We start from the raw sequence: 18085 nt of genomic DNA, 5'->3' as shown, positions 1-18085 counted from the left end.
CCATCAGGCGGCCTGCCTCTCGGTGTCGGAGAGAGTGTCGGAGGTGACATCGGTCTCGACCGACTCGGTGATGCGGTGGGTGGCCTCGACACGCGGCAGGTCGCCGCCGGCGTGGCCGTGGTAGAGCACCGAGCGCCAGTCGAGCACGTCGGCCGCCGGAGCCGGGGTGTCCGCGGCACGGGTGCGGTTCTTCTCGACGTAGAGCGGGCGGGTGAGGCCGAGCCAGATGTCGACGATCGAGTTGCCGATGCCGATGTACGAGATGATCGCCCACACAGCGAGGGTCGCGTTGAAGAGCGCGAACGCGGCGTTGCCCCAGTTCTGCGCGTTGACGTCACGCCACAGCGTGAAGACCGAGAACGCGACGATCAGGAACGGCGTGATCACGTAGAGCAGCGGGGATGCGGTGCGGTTCTTGACCTTCGGGGTGCGCACGAACGGGATCTTCTTGCCGGTGAGCGACTGCTGGATCGACTTGAGCACGCCGGCCAGGTTCACCGGGAGCAGGATCAGGTTGAAGCCGTAGATGCGCAGCACGTCGGTGGCCTTGTAGCCGGCGTAGCGCAGGTCGCTGGCCATCGCGATGAAGTACGGCAGCGCCGCAAGGAGCACGACCGGGCTGAGCAGGCGGCCGTCGTACGGGTACGCCAGCAGCAAGATCAGGCCGAAGCTCGCCCAGGCGATCGACGCCATGTAGTTCACCCGCAGCATGAGCTCGGTGCGCGACACCAGGTCGCCGCGACGCTTGCGCTCGCGCACCTGGCGCCACAGCTTCGGGAGGATGAGGAGCCCGCCGTTCGCCCAGCGGCGGCGCTGAACGATCAGCGAGCCGAAGTCGGGCGGGGTGGCGGAGTAGCTCAGGCGCTCCGGGTAGTTCACGAGGGTCCAGCCGTGGGTGCCGAGGTCGACGCTCGACTCGGTGTCCTCGATGACCGTGCGGTCCTGGATATACCGGCGCACCTCGAAGCCGCCGACGAACTCGGTCTCGACGATGTCTTCGAGGGCGCGCTTGCGGATGACGGCGTTCGCGCCCACCCAGAAGGTGGCGCCGTAGTAGCTCATGCCCTGGTGCAGGATGTGCTGGATGTCGGTGGTCGCGCCGGCGAGGCGCTCGATGCGGGTGCCGGCGCCGCGGAACGACGAGTACGGGGTCTGGGTCACGGCGACACGGGCGTTGTCCGGCTGCTGCAGGAAGTACGTGAGGCGCAGGCAGTACTCGCGCAGCAGGATCGAGTCGGCGTCGAGGGTCAGCAGGAAGTCGCTGTCGGGGATCTCGATGTCACCGGGACGACGCGAGCTCACCGGGGTCAGGATGGGACCATCCGGCGTCTCCTCGACGCGGTAGGTGCCGCCCATCAGGCCGATGTAGGCGTTCAGGTTCATCGCCTTGTTGGCCTCGTGCGAGAGGGATGCCCACTGCTTGCGCTCGAACACGGCGAGGTCGGCGTCGAAAGTCCAGGCGAGGCGGCGGTAGAGCTGCGCGACGCGCTCGGAGGTCAGGGCGGCGCCGTCCTCGAGGGCGGCCTCGACAGCCTGCCCGACGAGGGCGAGCTCGTCGGCGAGGCCGCGCAGCACCTGGTCGGCGAAGAACAGGTCGACGTGGTCGTCGATCGCGTGGGCGTCCGCCTGGGCGTAGAGCCACTCGGCGGCCCAGGCGTACTCGCCGGCCAGCTCCACCGCGGTGTGCGGTGCGACGAAGGTGTCGGTGTCGTTCAGCTCGAACCGCAGCAGGGCATCCGTGAACCGCGAGCGGGGCTCGGCGAGCATCCGGCTGATGTCGTCGGCGAGGGCGCGGGTGGCGTTCAGGCGGTCCGCCACGGCCGGGTCGGTCGGGTGGGGGTTGTCGTCGAGCAGCAGCACGACGCGCATCGACGGGAACTCCTGGAGCGCGGCCGACAGCAGGGTCATCTTCACGACCTCGGGCTCCTCCGCGTAGGAGGGCACGAGCACGGTGATCGACGGCTGGTTGGCGGCGAAGTGACGGTCGAGCTCGGCGCGGGGAACACGCACGTGCTTCTTGAACCGCACCAGCGCACCCTGGCGGGCGACCAGGTACATCAGCGCCGAGAACGTCAGGAAGGTGACGACCACGAGGTAGCCGATCGCCTCCATCGTGAAGCGGAAGTCCTGCGTGCCGAGCACCAGGAACTGACGGATGATCGTGGTGACCACATAGATCACCCAGAACAGCACGGTGAGCACGATGGCGACACGGCTGAAGGTGATCTTGCGGTCGGAGGGCTTCGGGTGCACGGTCGGCAGCGGTTCGGTTCGCTTCTCAGCGCCGAGCTGCCGTTTGCGGGCAGGGTTGTATGAACTTGTAGAACTCATGATCGGGTATGCGTCCTTGAAATAGGAGAGCCCGCGCCTTCGGGTGGCGCGGTCGGGTAGCTCTCGTAGTGTCCACATTAGTGAGGACATACCGGGGTACAAAACCCCCCTTTGTGGGCGGGCGTGTCTACCCCACCTCAGCGTGGTTTTGCGCTACGAATTCGGCGCTAGGCTACGAAAAACGTGGTCAGCTGGCATTTTGGCGACTCGTTCCGAAGCGATTCGGGGCGCTTGAAACCGCGCGTTCACGCTGGGTATACCGACCGTTCTTCCTACCTGAGAGTATCCTATGCGTTTGCATCGGAAATTTACGCCCCTCTCCCGCGGGCGTGGCGCGCGGATCGACGCCGCTATCGTGAGCACATGAATCGTGCACCCGGCCGGCTCCGCTTCGACCACGACCACGTCGTCACCCACGAGGAGCGGTACGAGTCGGGCAGGGCCGCCCGCTCGCGTATCCCGCGATCCTCGCAGGCGCACTACGTACCCGACGCCGCCCGCGATCCGCTCGGCGTGCTCGACCAGCAGCACGCGCGCCGTCTCCCCGACCTGGTGCCCCTGCGCATCGCCAGGATGCTGCAGGATCCCTTCGCGTTCTACCGCGGCACCGCCGCCATCCAGGCCGCCGACCTGGCGGGGCTCCCCACCAGCGGCGCCGACATCGTCATCTGCGGCGACGCCCACATCGCCAACTTCGGGCTGTTCGCCTCCCCCGAGCGCTCGATGGTGTTCGACCTCAACGACTTCGACGAGGCCACCACCGGCCCCTGGGAGTGGGACCTCAAGCGCATGGTCACCAGCGTGGTGATCGCGGCGCGGGGTCGCGGGGCGAGCGACGCCCGTGCCCGGGAGGCGGCTCTGCACGCGGCCCGCACCTACCGCGACGCGCTCCACCAGTCACTGGGCGTGCCGGTCACCGAGCGCTTCTTCCTCCCGGCCGTTGTGCGGGGCGGGCGTCAGTTCGGCAAGAAGACGCAGCGCGTCGTGCGCGACCTGGTGGCGGCGTCCGAGAAGCGCACATCGGAGCGCGTGATCTCCCGCATCACGGAACGCGCCGCCGACGGGTCATTGCACCTCATCGAAGCGCCTCCCCGCCTGACGCACGTGCCGCCGGAGATGGAGTCGGTCGTCGGCGAGGTGCTCGCCCGCTACAGCCGCACCGTCTCCCCCGACATCGCGCTGCTGCTCTCCCAGCACACCGTGACGGATGTCGCGCGACGGGTCGTCGGTGTGGGCAGCGTGGGCACGCGCTGCTTCATCGTGGTGCTCACCGGGCCCCATGGCGAAGCGCTCATCCTGCAGATCAAGGAGGCGACCGATTCTGTGGTGCAGGAGTTCGGCGGCGTCGAACGCGAAGAGGTCGCCGGCATCGACAGGGAGCGTCTCGGCGAGCACCACGGATACCGCGTCACGGCCAAGCAGCGCATCCTGCAGGCGGTGTCCGACCCGTTCCTGGGCTACGTGACGTTCGAGGGCTTCGGGTTCTACGTGCGCCAGTTCCGCGACCGCAACGTGTCGTTCGACATCGACCGGATGGCGGAGCAGACGTTCGACGACTACGCCTTCGCCTGCGCGCAGCTCCTGGCGCGGGCGCACTCGCGCAGCGCGAACGCTGCGTTCATCGCCGGGTACATCGGGCATGGCGACGTGCTGCCTGAGGCGGTGACGACATGGGCGCTCTCCTACGCCGACCAGTCGCACGCGGACTACGAGACGCTGCAGGCCGCCGTGGTCAGCGGCCGCTACGAGGCCGCGCCGCTCTGAGCGCGGCCCGCGCGCCCGGCGCCCGCCGCCCGATCGTGCGATACCGCACGACCGACGGCTCTCGGTTCGCGATACTGCACGACCGGCGCCGGAGCGACCGGGGCGCTAGCGCTTGCGCTTCTCGCGCACGCGCATGTTGAGCTGGATCGGCGTCCCCTCGAATCCGTAGATCTCGCGCAGGCGCCGGATGATGTAGCGGCGGTACCCGGGGTCGAGGAACCCGGTCGTGAACACCACGAATGTCGGCGGACGGCTTGTCGCCTGGGTGCCGAACAGCACGCGCGGCTGCTTGCCACCGCGCACGGGGTGCGGATGCGCGGCCGTGAGCTCCGCCAGGAAGGCGTTGAACTTGCCGGTGGGGATGCGGGTGTCCCACGACTCGAGCGCGAGCTCGAGAGCCGGCACCAGTTTCTCCAGGTGGCGCCCGGTGCGCGCGGAGATGTTGACGCGCGGCGCCCACGACACGTGCGCGAGGTCCTGCTCGATCTCGCGCTCCAGGTACCGGCGGCGGTCGTCGTCGAGCAGGTCCCACTTGTTGAACGCCAGCACGAGCGCACGGCCCGATTCGAGCACGAGGTCGATGATGCGCACATCCTGCTCGCTGATCGGCTCGGTCACGTCGAGCACTACGACGGCCACCTCGGCCTTGTCGAGCGCGGTGGAGGTGCGCAGCGACGCATAGAAGTCGGCGCCCTGCTGCAGGTGGACGCGACGCCGGATGCCGGCGGTGTCGACGAAGCGCCACACCTTGCCGGCGATCTCGACCTGCTCGTCCACCGGGTCACGGGTCGTGCCCGCGAGCTCGTTGACGACGACGCGCTCCTCCCCTGCTGCCTTGTTCAGCAGCGAGGACTTGCCGACGTTCGGCCGACCGACGATCGCGACACGACGCGGCCCTCCGACCTCCTGCTTGGCGACCCGGGAGACCTGCGGCAGCACCTTGAGGATCTCGTCGAGCAGGTCTGCGACGCCACGGCCGTGTAGAGCCGAGACGGGGCGGGGCTCGCCGAGTCCGAGAGACCAGAGTTCGGTCGCGTTGGGCTCCTGACGAACGTCGTCCACCTTGTTGGCCGCGAGGAAGACCGGGCGGTTCGCCTTGCGGAGCATCCGGACGACCTGCTCGTCGGTCGAGGTGGCGCCCACGTTCGCGTCGACGACGAACAGCACGGCGTCGGCGAGGTCGATCGCGATCTCGGCCTGGGCGGCGACAGACGCGTCGATGCCCTTGGCGTCGGGCTCCCAGCCGCCGGTGTCGACGAGCGTGAAGCGCCGGCCGTTCCACTCCGCCTGGTACGAGACGCGGTCGCGCGTCACACCGGGGGTGTCTTCGACGACGGCCTCGCGGCGGCCCAGGATGCGGTTGACGAGCGCGGACTTGCCCACGTTGGGCCGGCCGACGATCGCCAGCACGGGCAGCGCGGGCAGGTAGGTGATGGCATCCGGATCGTCGCTGACGGTCTCGAGGATGTCGAGGTCGCTCTCGTCGAGCTCGTAGTCGTCGAGGCCGGAGCGGAGCGCGGCGGCGCGCTGCGCGGCCAGTTCTTCGTCGAGATCGGTGAGGCGCTCGACGAGGTCGTCGTCGCCTTCCGGCTCGGCCAGTTCGGCTTTGTCAGTCATGGCTTCACGTGCTTTCGGGGTTTCGCTGTGCACTGTCGCGTTCTGTCACGGAGTGCACGACCTCGATGACCGCATCCACGGTCTGGTCGAAGTCGAGATCGGTTGAATCGACGGTGGTCACACCGTCGGCGGCGTTCATGAAGTCCACGACGCGGGAATCGGCCCGGTCGCGCCGGTGGAGCTGCTCGCCGACATGGGCGGCGGACTGGCCGACGAGCTCTGCGGAACGCCTGGCTATTCTAGCCTCTTCGCTGGCAGTGAGCAGGATGCGGACCTGAGCGTCCGGCGCGACGACCGTCGTGATGTCCCGCCCCTCCACCACGATGCCCGGCCGCTCGGTGCGCCGGATGATCGTGCGGAACAGTCCGGTGAGGTACGTGCGCACCTCGGGAACCCGGGCGATCGCGCTCACGACCGCGGTCACATCCGGCTCGCGGATGGCCTCGGTCACGTCGTGATCGCCGACGAAGACGCCGGTGTCGGCGGGGTCGCCGCCGCTCGGATCCGTGCCGATGCGGTAGTCGAAGTCGGCGATCGCGTCGATGACGGCGGCGGAGTCCGTCGGGTCGAGCCTGCGCTGCACGACGAACCAGCTGAGTGCGCGATACGCGGCGCCGGTGTCGAGGTACGCGAACCCCAGCTTGCGCGCAGAGGCCTTGCTGACGCTCGACTTGCCGCTGCCGGCGGGGCCGTCGACGGCGACGACGATCGTGCCGCTCAGGTCGTCGGCGTGCGCGGTGGCCCCAGTCGTGGCGTCTGACGTGGCGTCGGTCATCCGGCGATCCTCCATCCTCGTGCGGTCAGGTCGTCGATCGTGCGCTGCAGCACTTCGGGCAGCACGGCGATCTCCGCGAGACCGACCTGCGCGCCGGGCGAGTGCTCGAGCCGCAGGTCTTCCAGGTTCACAGCGATCTCGCCCAGCTCCGTGAGCAGGCGGGCGAGCTCGCCGGGCTCGTCGTCGACCATCACCACGATCGAGGCGTAACGCTTGTCCTGCCCATGCTTGCCGGGCAGGCGCGAGACGCCGAGGTTGCCGCCGGCGAGCTCTTCCGCGATGGTGCGGCGCGATCCGGCGACGTCGATGTCTCCGAGGGCGATCAGCATGCGGTCGAGGTCATCGCGGTAGGCACGCAGGATGTCGACGACCGCCGGCGCGTTCGCACCGAGGATCTGCACCCAGAGCTCGGGCTCGCTGCCGGCGATCCGCGTGACGTCGCGCACGCCCTGACCGGCCAGCGCGAGCGCGGCATCCGTCGAACCGGCGAGGCGCTTGGCCATCAGGCTCGAGACGATCTGCGGCGTGTGCGAGACGAGCGCGACCGCGGCGTCGTGCTCCGCGGTCTGCATCTCGATGGGCGTCGCACCGAGGTCGAGGATCAGCGCCTCGACGAGCGAGACGGACGAGCGGTCGTTCTCCGGCCGCGCGCAGACCACCCATGGGCGGCCGAGGAACAGGTCGGCGCGTCCGGCGCTGGGACCGCCGCGCTCGCGTCCGGCCAGCGGGTGCGAGCCGACGTAGCGCGAGAGGTCGACGCCGGCCGCCTCGAGCTCCGCCAGCGGCGCGACCTTGACGCTCGCGACATCGGTGACCACGGCATCCGGATGCGCGGCGAGCTCGGCGCGCACGACGGTGCCGACGAGGTCGGGCGGCACCGCGACGACGATCAGCGCGGGCTCGGCCGAACCGTCGTCGGCCCGGCCGGCGCCGTAGTCGGCGGCGAGGCTGAGGTGGGCAGGCGATGCGTCGGCGAGCAGCACGTCGACTCCGCGGGCGCGCAGCGCAAGGCCGACGGAGGCGCCGAGCAGCCCGGTTCCGACCACGCGGACGGGGCCGCTGAGCCGGGAGGTCGTGTCGTTCACCTGGCGTCTCTCTCGGTGGGTTTCGTGGCGGGCTTCGCGTCGTCCTTCTTCGCGTCGTCCTTCTGCCGCGAGATCGTCAGCAGCTGGCCGAGTTCCACCTTAGTCAGGTCGCGCATCATGCCCACTCGCAGCGTCCCGAGGTGCAGCGGGCCGAACTGCCGGCGCACCAGCTCGATCACCGGATGCCCGACTTCGGCCATCATCCGGCGCACGATGCGGTTGCGTCCCGAGTGCAGCGTGATCTCGACCAGACTGTCCCTGCTCGCCGAGCTGCGCTCGATCAGGCGCGCGCGGTCGGCGGCGATCGGTCCGTCCTCGAGTTCGACGCCGCGGGTGAGGGTGGCGATGGTCTGCGGCGTGACGACGCCGCGCACCCGGGCGATGTAGGTCTTCGTTACCCCGAAACTCGGATGCGCGAGCACGTGGGCGAGTTCGCCGTCGTTCGTGAGGATCAGCAGCCCGGACGTCTCGGCGTCGAGCCGCCCGACATTGAAGAGCCGTTCGGCGTAGTCGGCGGTGAAGCGCGACAGATCCGGGCGCCCCTGCTCGTCGCGCATGGAGCTGACGACGCCGACGGGCTTGTTGAGCATCACGTAGCGCCGGCTGGTGTCGAGCTGAACGGCCGAGCCGTCGACGGCGACGAGGTCGTTGACCGGGTCGATGCGGCGCCCGAGCTCGGTGACGACGTCGCCGTTGACGGTGACGCGTCCCGCCGCGATCAGGTCCTCGGAGACGCGCCGGGAGGCGACGCCGGCGGCCGCCATCACTTTCTGCAGCCGCTCCCCCTGCGGAGCGTCCGACCAGTGCGGGGCGTCGGCGGAACCGGAATCGCGGCCGCCGCGCTCCGGCTCGCGACCGCGCTCCGGCTCGCGCCCCTGGTGCTTAGCGGACATCGCCGTCGAACCCGTCCACGCCGTCCGCGAGCAGCGGCGAGATCTTCGGGAGCTCGTCGATCGAATTGATGCCGAGCTGGGTGAGCAGCAGGTCGGTCGTGCCGTAGTTGATGGCGCCCGTCTCGCTGTCGGTGAACATCTCCGTGATCAGACCGCGGCCGAGCAGCGTGCGCACCACCGAGTCGACATTCACGGCCCGGATGGAGGCGATCGCACCACGGCTGATGGGCTGCTTGTAGGCGATGACCGCCAACGTCTCGAGCGCGGCCTGCGACAGCCTGGTGGGGTTCTGGGCGAGCACGTAGCCCGCGACGACGGCATCGAACTCCGCGCGCACGTAGATGCGCCAGCCGCCGCCGACCTCGCGCAGCTCGAAGCCGCGTCGTACCCCCGTGCCCGCGGAGCCGTCGGGCCCCACGCCGTCGAAGTCCGCGACCAGAGCGTCCACCGCGGCGCGCACGCGCGAGACCGGCGCGCCGACCGCTGTCGCCAGGGTGACGATGCTCATCGGCTCGTCGGCGACCATCAGGATGGCCTCCAGTGCGCGCTCGAGGGCGATGCCCTCCGGCAGCGCGGGCGCCTCCGCCGCGCCCGCAGGCGCGTCTGTCGCGTCTGTCGCGTCCGCAGGCGCGTCCACCGCGCCGTCGGCGACGCCGGCCTCCACGGCCTCCGCGTTCTCAACCGTCATAGTCAGCTCCCAGATTGGACAGATTCTCTTGCGACCAGTGCTCCGCCGTCCAGCGCAGCGTCAGCTCGCCGAGCGGTTCCAGCTGTTCGAAGGCGATGGCGGCGTGCCGGTACAGCTCGAGCACCGCCAGGAAGCGCGCGATCACGACGCCCTTCTGGTCGGCGCCGGCCACCAGCTGCCGAAAGGTGAGGGTCTCGCCGGAGCGCAGCATTCCGACCACGTGGGCCGCCTGCTCCCGGATGCTCACCAGCGGCGCGTGCAGGTGGTCGAGGCCGACCACCGGGATCTCCCGCGGCGTGAGCGCCAGCGTGGCGAGTGCGGCGAAGTCCTCGGCGGTGAGGGTCCACACGAGCTCCGGCGTGCGCTGCCGGTACTTGTCCTCGAGGCGCACCGAACGGGCATGCCGGGTGGACTCGGCCTCAAGCCCTGCCTGGAACCACGCCGACGCCTCCTTGAAGGCGCGGTACTGCAGCAGGCGGGCGAAGAGCAGGTCACGCGCCTCGAGCAGCGCCACGTCTTCCGCGTCCACGAGTTCGCCCTGCGGGAGGAGCCCGGCGACCTTGAGGTCGAGCAGGGTGGCGGCCACGAGCAGGAACTCGCTCGCCTCGTCGAGGCTGTCGTCGGAGTCGAGCGCGCGCAAGTAGCTGATGAATTCGTCGGTGACCCGGCTCAGCGAGATCTCGGTGATGTCGAGCTCGTGCTTGGTGATCAGCGAGAGCAGCAGGTCGAACGGGCCCTCGAAGTCGCCGAGGGCGACCCGGAAGCTGGTGGGCTCGGGAACGGACGGCGCCGGTTCGACCTGGTCGCTGTCGGCCGGGCTAGGCGACGGCGCCACGCGAGATCAGTTCCCTCGCCAGCTGGCGGTACGCCTCGGCGGCGGCGTGCTCGGGCGCGAACTGCGTGATCGGGGTGCCGGCGACGGAGGCATCGGGGAACTTGACCGTGCGCGAGATCACCGTCTCGAGCACGCTGTCGCCGAACGCGTCGACGACCCGCTCCAGCACCTCGCGCGAGTGCAGCGTGCGCGAGTCGTACATGGTGGCCAGGATGCCGTCGAGCTTGATCGCCGGGTTCAGGCGCTCGCGCACCTTATCGATCGTCTCGATGAGCAGCGCGACGCCGCGCAGCGCGAAGTACTCGCACTCCAGCGGGATCAGTACGCCGTGAGCCGCCGTCAGAGCATTGACGGTCAGGATGCCGAGCGACGGCTGGCAGTCGATCAGGATGACGTCGTAGTCCGCGCTCACCTTGCGCAACACGCTCGCGAGGATCTGCTCGCGCGCGACCTCGTTCACGAGGTGCACCTCGGCGGCCGAGAGGTCGATGTTGGCCGGGATGATGTCGAGCCCGGGAGTGCCGGTGTGCTGGATCGCCTCGGCCGGCTCCTTCGTGCGCGACAGCAGCAGGTCGTAGATCGTCGTGACGTCGTGCGTCTGCGCCCCGAGACCCGCCGAGAGCGCGCCCTGCGGGTCGAAGTCGATGGCGAGCACGCGGCGACCGTACTCGGCGAGGGAGGCGCCCAGGCTGATGCTGGTCGTCGTCTTGCCGACGCCGCCCTTCTGGTTGCAGAGCGCGATGATGCGCGCCGGCCCGTGGCCCTTGAGCGGGGCGGGCACCGGGAAGCTGCGGAGGGGACGACCGGTGGGTCCGAGCCGGACGGCGAGGGATGTGTCATCCATGCCCGGGAGCTCGGTCCGTACCTCGTCGTTGCGCGTCACCTGCGTGTTCCTCGTCCCTCTGTCGCGTGGCTCTTCAGTGGCCAAGTCTAACGGCGCAACCCCCGGTTCGCGGGCCGCACCGCCGCCCGGTTCGCTCAGCGCGCGCGGGGGTGCGCCGAGGTGTAGACGTCGCGGAGCGTGTCGGCCGTGACCAGGGTGTAGATCTGCGTCGTCGCCACCGAGGAGTGGCCGAGCAGCTCCTGCACCACACGCACGTCGGCTCCCCCGGCCAGCAGATGCGTCGCGAACGAATGGCGCAGCGTGTGGGGCGAGATCTCCACGTCGAGGTGCGCCCGCTCTGCCGCGGCCCGGATGATCAGCCAGGCGTTCTGGCGCGACACCCGGGCCCCGCGCATCCCGAGGAACAGCGCGGGCGTCGCCCGGCCGCGCAGAGAGAGAGCCGGACGCGCCCGCACGAGGTAGTTGTCGATCGCCGTGCGCGCGTAGCTGCCGAGGGGGACGATCCGCTGCTTGTTGCCCTTGCCGGTCAGGCGCACGATGTCGTCGTCGATCACGTCGTCGACATTGAGCGAGACGGCCTCGCTCACCCGCGCGCCGGTGGCGTACAGCAGTTCGAGCAGCGCCTTGTCCCGGAGCGACTGGATGTCGTCGCCGTCCGTCGCCGCCAGCAGCGCGCCGACCTGGTCGACCGTGATCGCCTTCGGCAGACGGCTCGGCAGCTTCGGCGGCCGCACCTCATGCGCCACGTCGGAGTCGACGACTCCCTCCTCCAGCAGGAAGCGGTGGAATCCGCGCACCGTGGAGAGCATCCGGGCCAGTGACGACGCGGTGAGCGGTGACTCCGCGCGGGATCCGAGGTGCAGGGCGAAGTCGGAGATGGCGGTGGTCGTCACCGCGGCGGGATCGTCGATGCCCTGCCCGGCGAGCCACGACCCGTAGACCACGAGGTCGCGCCGGTACGCCGCAACAGTGTTGGCCGAGAGCCCGCGCTCGATCGAGACGTGCCGAAGATACGTGTCGACCGCTCGCTCGATGTTCATTCCCCGCCGAGTTTGGGATGCCGCGGCCAGGGCAGGTCGGCCGCCCCGAGCTGCGCCCATCCGGACTCTCGGGCGACCCGTGCCGACAGCGCGCCGACGATGAGCGACGGGTTCTGCACCCGGCGGTTCAGCACGGCATCCACCACGTCGTCGAGCGGCACCCAGCGCACCTCGATGTCGGCCTCTTCCTCGGCACGGGTGAATACCGTTCCGGTCGGTGTGACGCCGCGGGCGAGGTAGATGCGGATCGCCTCGTCGCTTCCTCCGGGGCTCGTGTAGAACTCGCCGAGCACGTTCCACTCGTCGGCCTGCAGGTCGGCCTCTTCCGACAACTCGCGCTTGGCGGCCGCGAGCGGCTCCTCGCCGCGCACATCGAGCAGCCCGGCCGGAATCTCCCACTCGCGGTGCCGGACCGGGTGCCGGTATTGCTTGATCAGCAGCACCCGGCCGTCGTCGTCCATCGCGAGGATGGCGACGGCGCCCGTATGGTCGATGTACTCCCGCGTGATCTCGTCGTCGTTGTAGCGGAACGTGTCGCGCCGCACGTTCCAGATCTTGCCCTCGAACGCGATCTCGCTCGAGGTGATCTGCGGCGAGAACGCGTCGTCGGTCAGGGCCTCCTCGGCCACGACGGGAGCGTCGCTCATCAGGCTTCCGCGGCGACTTCGAACAGACGGCTCGCCTTCTGGCGGTCGAGTGCAGCGCCGACGAGACCGCGGAACAGCGGGTGCGCGCGGTTCGGGCGCGACCGGAGCTCGGGGTGGGCCTGCGTTCCCACGTAGAACGGGTGCACGTCGCGCGGCAGCTCGACGTACTCGACCAGGTGGCCGTCGGGCGAGGTGCCCGAGAACCAGAGGCCGGCGTCCGCGATCTGCTCGCGGTAGTTGTTGTTCACCTCGTAGCGGTGGCGGTGACGCTCGGACGCCTCCGGCGCTCCGTACAGCTCGGAGACGATCGACCCCTCGGCGAGCGCCGCCGGGTAGAGGCCGAGACGCATCGTGCCGCCGAGGTCGCCGCCGGCGATGATCTCGACCTGCTCGGCCATGGTGGCGATCACGGGGAACTCGGTGTCCGGGTCGAACTCCGACGACGAGGCTCCCGCGAGGCCGGCCTCGTGACGCGCGTACTCGATGACCATGCACTGCAGCCCGAGGCAGAGGCCGAGGGCCGGGATGCCATTCTCACGCGCAAAGCGGAGGGCGCCGAGCTTCCCCTCGATGCCGCGCACGCCGAACCCGCCGGGCACGCAGATCGCGTCGACGTCGGAGAGCATGTGGGCCGCGCCTTCCGGCGTGCCGCACTCGTCAGAGGCGATCCACTTGAGGCGCACCTTGGCGTTGTGGGCGAATCCGCCGGCGCGCAGGGCCTCGGTGACCGAGAGGTAGGCGTCGGGCAGGTCGATGTACTTGCCGACGAGGCCGATGGTGACATCGTGCTTCGGGTCGTGGACCGCCTCGAGCAGGTCGCTCCAGCCGTCCCAGTTGACGTCGCCGGCGTCGAGGCCGAGCTGGTCGATGATGTAGGCGTCGAGCCCCTGGTCGTGCAGCATCGTGGGGATGTCGTAGATGCTCGGCACGTCGACGGCGTTGACGACAGCGCCCTCGTCGACGTCGCACATCAGCGCGATCTTGCGCTTGTTGGACTCGGAGACGGGACGGTCGCTGCGCAGCACCAGGGCGTCCGGCTGGATACCGATCGAGCGCAGGGCCGCGACGGAGTGCTGGGTGGGCTTGGTCTTCTGCTCGCCGGACGCGTTCATGTACGGCACCAACGAGACGTGCACGAAGAAGCAGTTCTTGCGGCCGAGCTCGTGGCGCACCTGACGGGCCGACTCGATGAACGGCTGCGACTCGATGTCGCCGACGGTTCCGCCGATCTCGGTGATGATCACGTCGGGAGCGGGCTCGCCGTCGGGGCCGGCCTGCGCCTGCAGGCGCATGCGGCGCTTGATCTCGTCGGTGATGTGCGGGATGACCTGCACCGTGTCGCCGAGGTACTCGCCGCGTCGCTCCTTGGCGATCACGTTCGAGTAGATCTGCCCGGTGGTCACGTTGGCCGACTGGCCGAGGTTGATGTCGAGGAAGCGCTCGTAGTGCCCGATGTCGAGGTCGGTCTCCGCGCCGTCATCGGTCACGAACACCTCGCCGTGCTGGAACGGGTTCATCGTTCCGGGATCCACGTTGAGGTACGGATCGAGTTTCTGCATGACGACCCGCAGCCCGCGAGCTGTGAGAAGGTTGCCGAGGCTGGCCGCTGTAAGGCCTTTGCCCAACGAAGAAACGACACCACCCGTCACGAAGATGTGCTTGGTAATGCCGTTTGAAATGCCCGCGTCTGATTTATCCACCACGGGCTTTTATCCTATCACCGCCAGCGGGGTGGATGCGCCGGACCGGGCGCGGATGTTCGGGCAGGACTCAGCGGCCCGCGGTGGCCATCTCGACGAGCTCCCTGGCGTGAGCCAGGCCGCTCTCGGAGTCGGGCAGGCCCGACAGCAGCCGCGCCATCTCGGCGATGCGCTCGTCGCCGGTGAGCTGGCGGACGCTCGACTCGGTGACCGAGCCATCGCTGCCTTTGACCACCGTGAGGTGATTGTTCGCGAACGCGGCGACCTGCGCGAGGTGCGTGACGACGATCACCTGCGACGATTCGGCCAGTCGCGCGAGGCGGCGGCCGATCTCGATGGCCGAGGCACCGCCGACGCCCGCGTCGATCTCGTCGAAGATGAAGGTCGGGACCGGATCGGTGCCCGCGATGACGACCTCGATCGCCAGCATCACGCGTGACAGCTCACCGCCCGACGCCCCCTTGCCGAGGGCGCGGGGCTCTGCTCCCGAGTGCGGCTGCAGCAGGATGGCGACCTGGTCGCGCCCGCTCGCCGTGAACTCTTCGCGCTCCGTCACCTCGACGACGATGCGCGCGTCGGCCATGGCGAGGGCGGTGAGCTCGTCTGAGACGGCCGCGCCCAGCCGCTCGGCGGCGTCACGACGCAGCGCGCTGAGTCCGTCGGCCAGCTCTGCCACCAGCACCTCGTCGGACTCCACGTCGGCACGCAGCTGGTCGATGCGATCGGAGTCGCCGTCGAGCTCGAACAGCCGCGAGCTGCCGGTCTCGAGCGCCCGGATGACGTCGTCGAGGGTCGGACCGTACTTGCGCACCAGGGTGGCGAGCTCCGAACGACGCTCCTGCACGATCTCGAGTTCACGAGCGCCGTCGGTGTCGAGCGCCGCGAGATAGGTCGACAGCTGGGCCGCGATGTCGGACACCAGGTAGTTGGCGTTCGCGACCGCCTCCGCCACGTCGCCGAGCGCGGCATCGTGCGGGGCGACGCGCTCCAGGCTGCGCCGCGCGTTGTCGAGCAGCGAGAGGGCGTCCGCTCCCTCGGACTCTTCGGCCGACAGCAGCTCGCGGGCGCTGGCGGCGCCGAGGCGCAGTTCTTCGAGGTTGGAGAGCCGCTCGGCGCGTTCGGCGAGTTCGTCGTCTTCGCCGGGCTGCGGCGCGACGGTCTCGATCTCGGCCATGGCCAGGCGAAGATCTTGGGCTTCGCGGGCACGTCGATCCTGATCGGCGACGAGTTCGTCGAGTTCGGCCCGGTTGTCGCGCCACCGGTGGAAGACGTGCACGTAGTTCTCGATGGCGTCGGCGAGCGGAGCTCCTGCGTAGCGGTCGAGCGCCTCGCGCTGGGCGACGGCGGAGCGCAGCCGGATCTGGTCCGACTGCCCGTGCACGACCACGAGCTGCTCGCCGAGCTCGGTGAGCACGCTGACCGGTGCGCTCCGACCGCCGACGACCGCGCGCGACCGCCCCTCGGCCGACACGGACCGGGAGAGCACCAGTTCGGCGGAGCCGGACCCGACGGGGTCGACGTCGCCGCCGGCATCGCGCACCCGCTCGACGACCTCGCCGGCATCGGCCACCCGCCAGCGGCCTTCGACCCACGCCTGCGGGCTGCCGAGCCGCACCGCGCCCGTGTCCGCCCGCTCGCCGAGCAGCAGCCCGAGCGCGGACACGACCATCGTCTTGCCCGCACCGGTCTCACCCGTCAGCGCCGTGAACCCCGGCCCGAGTGGCAGTGACGCGTCGGCGATGACGCCCAAGTCTTTGATCGAGATCTCCTCGATGCCTGCTCGCTGCTCAGTCACGCCCGGCCGGCCCCCTCCACCCCGTGACCGGAAGGTTGAACTTGTGCACCAGCCGGTCGGTGAACGGGCCGGGGTGCAGCCGCGCGAGCCGTACCGGGATCGGCGAGCGACGCACGACGACCCTGGCCCCCGGCGGAAGATCGTATGCGCGACGGCCGTCGCACCAGAGGATGCCCTCCCCCTCGGCGCGCTCGAGCAGTTCGACCGCCAGTGAGGAGTCGGCGTTGACGACCAGCGGTCGCGAGAACAGGGCGTGCGCGCTCAGCGGCACCAGCAGCAGGGCGGCGACGCCGGGCCAGACGACCGGGCCGCCCGCGGAGAACGAGTATGCCGTCGATCCGGTCGGGGTCGACATCACGACTCCGTCGCAGCCGAAGCTCGACATGGGGCGGCCGTCAACCTCGATGACCACCTCGAGCATCCGCTCACGGCTGGCCTTCTCGACTGTCGCCTCGTTGAGCGCCCAGCTCTCGTAGACGACCTCTTTGCCCACCTTGACCCTGGCGGAGAGGGTCATGCGCTCTTCGACCTCGTAGTCCTTCTCGAGCCCTCGCGCGACCGCGAGTTCGAGGTCGTCGCGCTCGCTCTCGGCCAGGAAGCCGACGTGACCGAGGTTGACGCCGAGGAGGGGCGCCGAGCATCCGCGTACCAGCTCGGCCGCACGCAGGATGGTGCCGTCGCCGCCCAGCACGATGACGAGCTCGAGCTCGCTCGGCTGAACGTCGACGCCGAGCACGGCGACCTGATCGAAGCTCGGCTCAGCGGCGAGGACATCGCGGCGCTCGTCTTCGCTGAGCACGGGGATGACGCCCGCGTCGATGAGTTGGGAGCAGACGGCGACTCCCGCAGTGAGTGAATCTTGGCGACCGGTGTGCGCGACGACGAGGATGTACCGTGCGGGTGCATCCATACGCGTCACGCTCCATTTCGGTGATGAGATCCGGTTCATCCATTCTGTCGGATCATCGGGCCCCGTTGGTGAACCGGAGCTGAGCCTGTTCACAACTCATGCCTGTGGACGTGGCTCCGCGGCCGGGTTTGCGACGGACGGACGCCGTCGCCTGACGCTTCAGAGGGTGATCTGCGTCACCGTCTGGAGCCATTCCGTCGGGTTCGTGCCGACGACCGCACTCAGCCAGACCAGATACTCCCGGTTCCCCTGGCTCCCCGCGATCGGCGACGGGATGACCCCGGCCGTCCCGACGCCGAGATCGAACGCCGCCCAGAGCACGTTCATCACGGCCTCGGCCCGAAGCACCGGATCGCGCACGATCCCCTCTTTGATGCCGGTGCGGCCCACCTCGAACTGCGGCTTGACGAGCAGCACGAAGTCGGCGCCGTCGGCCGCCGTGGCGACGAGCGCCGGCAGAACCTGCGCGAGCGAGATGAACGACAGGTCGCCGACGACGAGCTGCGGGCGCAGCGGCCGACCGACGAGTCCGGCGAACGACTCCGCGGTGAGCGCCCTGGCGTTGACACCTTCGTACGAGGTGAGGCGCGGCTCGATCGCGAGGGCCGCCGCGAGCTGGCCGTGCCCGACGTCGATCGCGATCACCTCCGTCACACCCCGCTCGAGCAGCACCTGGCTGAACCCGCCGGTGGAGGCGCCGACGTCGAGCGCGACACGCTCGGCGACGGGCACCTCGAACGCGTCCAGCGCGCCGATCAGCTTGTGGGCGCCGCGGCTGACGTAGTGGTCGGCGCCGGCGACCTCGATGGTCTGCTCGTCGCGCACCTTGGCCGACGCCCGCACGACGGCGGCTCCGTCGACGCTGACGATCCCTTCGGCGATCAACGTGGCGGCGTGCGAGCGGGAGCGGGCGAGTCCGCGTGCGGCGAGCGCGACATCGAGCCGCACCTCCCCGCTCGCTACGGTTTCGTCAGACTTCGGCGCGTCAGGCATTGCGGTGGACGTCGCCGCCCTCGAGCACGTCGCGCAGCTCGTCGTGCATCTGGGCGTACGCCTCGGCGCGCGTGGCGAGCGGCTGATCCTCGATCAGCTTCAGCCGCGGAACCAGCGCGTCGTCCACATCCTGCTTGTCGTCACCGTTCATCCCTCAACGGTACGCGT

The 18085-nt window shown here is 69.7% G+C and carries 16 protein-coding genes; 1 reads left to right on the top strand and 15 read right to left on the bottom strand.

All coding sequences use genetic code 11. The features are described 5' to 3' along the window. Positions 1-3: 3 nt before the first annotated feature. Positions 4-2331: a glycosyltransferase family 2 protein gene (locus tag PKE84_RS13190; protein ID WP_271177718.1), complete on the bottom strand. Its 2328-nt coding sequence runs from the start codon at positions 2329-2331 to the stop codon at positions 4-6. 363 nt (positions 2332-2694) lie between these two features. Between PKE84_RS13190 and PKE84_RS13185 the strand changes: the two genes are divergently transcribed. Further along, positions 2695-4095, top strand: coding sequence for a DUF2252 domain-containing protein (locus PKE84_RS13185; protein ID WP_271177717.1), 1401 nt, complete (start codon positions 2695-2697; stop codon positions 4093-4095). Between the two features lie 105 nt (positions 4096-4200). Here PKE84_RS13185 and der read toward each other — a convergent pair whose 3' ends face one another. From der to PKE84_RS13115, 14 genes are all read right to left on the bottom strand, one after another. After that, positions 4201-5712, bottom strand: a complete 1512-nt coding sequence (der, locus tag PKE84_RS13180; protein WP_271177716.1) for a ribosome biogenesis GTPase Der — start codon at positions 5710-5712, stop codon at positions 4201-4203. Positions 5713-5716: 4 nt separating this feature from the next. Continuing rightward, positions 5717-6487: a (d)CMP kinase gene (cmk, locus tag PKE84_RS13175; RefSeq protein ID WP_271177715.1), complete on the bottom strand. Its 771-nt coding sequence runs from the start codon at positions 6485-6487 to the stop codon at positions 5717-5719. Then, on the bottom strand, positions 6484-7572 hold the full coding sequence (locus tag PKE84_RS13170; RefSeq protein WP_271177714.1) for a prephenate dehydrogenase: 1089 nt from the start codon (positions 7570-7572) through the stop codon (positions 6484-6486). Before PKE84_RS13170 ends, cmk begins: the two co-directional genes overlap by 4 nt. Beyond that, positions 7569-8336 carry a pseudouridine synthase gene (locus PKE84_RS13165; protein WP_373877148.1) on the bottom strand — a complete coding sequence of 256 codons (768 nt, stop codon included), beginning with the start codon at positions 8334-8336 and terminating at the stop codon, positions 7569-7571. The genes PKE84_RS13170 and PKE84_RS13165 overlap by 4 nt, the downstream gene beginning before the upstream one ends. Positions 8337-8454: 118 nt before the next feature. Further along, entirely contained in the window at positions 8455-9153 is a 699-nt protein-coding gene (scpB, locus tag PKE84_RS13160) for an SMC-Scp complex subunit ScpB (RefSeq protein ID WP_271177712.1), read from the bottom strand. Continuing rightward, on the bottom strand, positions 9143-9988 hold the full coding sequence (locus PKE84_RS13155) for a segregation and condensation protein A (protein ID WP_271177711.1): 846 nt from the start codon (positions 9986-9988) through the stop codon (positions 9143-9145). Before PKE84_RS13155 ends, scpB begins: the two co-directional genes overlap by 11 nt. After that, positions 9972-10832, bottom strand: a complete 861-nt coding sequence (locus PKE84_RS13150; protein ID WP_271177710.1) for a ParA family protein — start codon at positions 10830-10832, stop codon at positions 9972-9974. Before PKE84_RS13150 ends, PKE84_RS13155 begins: the two co-directional genes overlap by 17 nt. A 134-nt stretch (positions 10833-10966) precedes the next feature. Further along, positions 10967-11872: a site-specific tyrosine recombinase XerD gene (xerD, locus tag PKE84_RS13145; RefSeq protein WP_271177709.1), complete on the bottom strand. Its 906-nt coding sequence runs from the start codon at positions 11870-11872 to the stop codon at positions 10967-10969. Continuing rightward, positions 11869-12519: an NUDIX domain-containing protein gene (locus PKE84_RS13140; protein ID WP_271177708.1), complete on the bottom strand. Its 651-nt coding sequence runs from the start codon at positions 12517-12519 to the stop codon at positions 11869-11871. The genes xerD and PKE84_RS13140 overlap by 4 nt, the downstream gene beginning before the upstream one ends. Continuing rightward, positions 12519-14219: a CTP synthase gene (gene pyrG / locus PKE84_RS13135; RefSeq protein ID WP_271177939.1), complete on the bottom strand. Its 1701-nt coding sequence runs from the start codon at positions 14217-14219 to the stop codon at positions 12519-12521. Before pyrG ends, PKE84_RS13140 begins: the two co-directional genes overlap by 1 nt. A gap of 70 nt (positions 14220-14289) precedes the next feature. Next, positions 14290-16014 carry a DNA repair protein RecN gene (gene recN / locus PKE84_RS13130; protein WP_271177707.1) on the bottom strand — a complete coding sequence of 575 codons (1725 nt, stop codon included), beginning with the start codon at positions 16012-16014 and terminating at the stop codon, positions 14290-14292. Beyond that, positions 16007-16924, bottom strand: coding sequence for an NAD kinase (locus tag PKE84_RS13125; protein ID WP_271177706.1), 918 nt, complete (start codon positions 16922-16924; stop codon positions 16007-16009). The genes recN and PKE84_RS13125 overlap by 8 nt, the downstream gene beginning before the upstream one ends. Before the next feature lie 159 nt (positions 16925-17083). Then, positions 17084-17917, bottom strand: coding sequence for a TlyA family RNA methyltransferase (locus tag PKE84_RS13120; RefSeq protein ID WP_271177705.1), 834 nt, complete (start codon positions 17915-17917; stop codon positions 17084-17086). Continuing rightward, the gene (locus PKE84_RS13115; protein ID WP_271177704.1) at positions 17910-18068 is read right to left on the bottom strand and encodes a hypothetical protein; all 159 of its coding nucleotides are present in this window, start codon (positions 18066-18068) and stop codon (positions 17910-17912) included. Before PKE84_RS13115 ends, PKE84_RS13120 begins: the two co-directional genes overlap by 8 nt. Between the last annotated feature and the right edge of the window lie 17 nt (positions 18069-18085).

Origin of the sequence: Leifsonia poae, assembly GCF_027921845.1 — a bacterium.
GTDB classification, from domain to species: Bacteria; Actinomycetota; Actinomycetes; order Actinomycetales; family Microbacteriaceae; genus Leifsonia; species Leifsonia poae.
The sequence above is the reverse complement of the archived record's forward strand: the minus strand, read 5'-3'. Positions and strand labels throughout refer to the sequence as shown.

What these genes read in the sequence shown, in the direction of transcription:
- der (WP_271177716.1), bottom strand. Translation starts at nt 5,712, where the DNA reads ATGACTGACAAAGCCGAACTGGCCGAGCCGGAAGGCGACGACGACCTC.
- cmk (WP_271177715.1), bottom strand. Translation starts at nt 6,487, where the DNA reads ATGACCGACGCCACGTCAGACGCCACGACTGGGGCCACCGCGCACGCC.
- PKE84_RS13125 (WP_271177706.1), bottom strand. Translation starts at nt 16,924, where the DNA reads ATGGATGCACCCGCACGGTACATCCTCGTCGTCGCGCACACCGGTCGC.
- PKE84_RS13150 (WP_271177710.1), bottom strand. Translation starts at nt 10,832, where the DNA reads ATGGATGACACATCCCTCGCCGTCCGGCTCGGACCCACCGGTCGTCCC.
- PKE84_RS13185 (WP_271177717.1), top strand. Translation starts at nt 2,695, where the DNA reads ATGAATCGTGCACCCGGCCGGCTCCGCTTCGACCACGACCACGTCGTC.
- PKE84_RS13115 (WP_271177704.1), bottom strand. Translation starts at nt 18,068, where the DNA reads ATGAACGGTGACGACAAGCAGGATGTGGACGACGCGCTGGTTCCGCGG.
- PKE84_RS13140 (WP_271177708.1), bottom strand. Translation starts at nt 12,519, where the DNA reads ATGAGCGACGCTCCCGTCGTGGCCGAGGAGGCCCTGACCGACGACGCG.
- scpB (WP_271177712.1), bottom strand. Translation starts at nt 9,153, where the DNA reads ATGACGGTTGAGAACGCGGAGGCCGTGGAGGCCGGCGTCGCCGACGGC.
- xerD (WP_271177709.1), bottom strand. Translation starts at nt 11,872, where the DNA reads ATGAACATCGAGCGAGCGGTCGACACGTATCTTCGGCACGTCTCGATC.
- PKE84_RS13190 (WP_271177718.1), bottom strand. Translation starts at nt 2,331, where the DNA reads ATGAGTTCTACAAGTTCATACAACCCTGCCCGCAAACGGCAGCTCGGC.
- PKE84_RS13120 (WP_271177705.1), bottom strand. Translation starts at nt 17,917, where the DNA reads ATGCCTGACGCGCCGAAGTCTGACGAAACCGTAGCGAGCGGGGAGGTG.
- PKE84_RS13165 (WP_373877148.1), bottom strand. Translation starts at nt 8,336, where the DNA reads ATGGCGGCCGCCGGCGTCGCCTCCCGGCGCGTCTCCGAGGACCTGATC.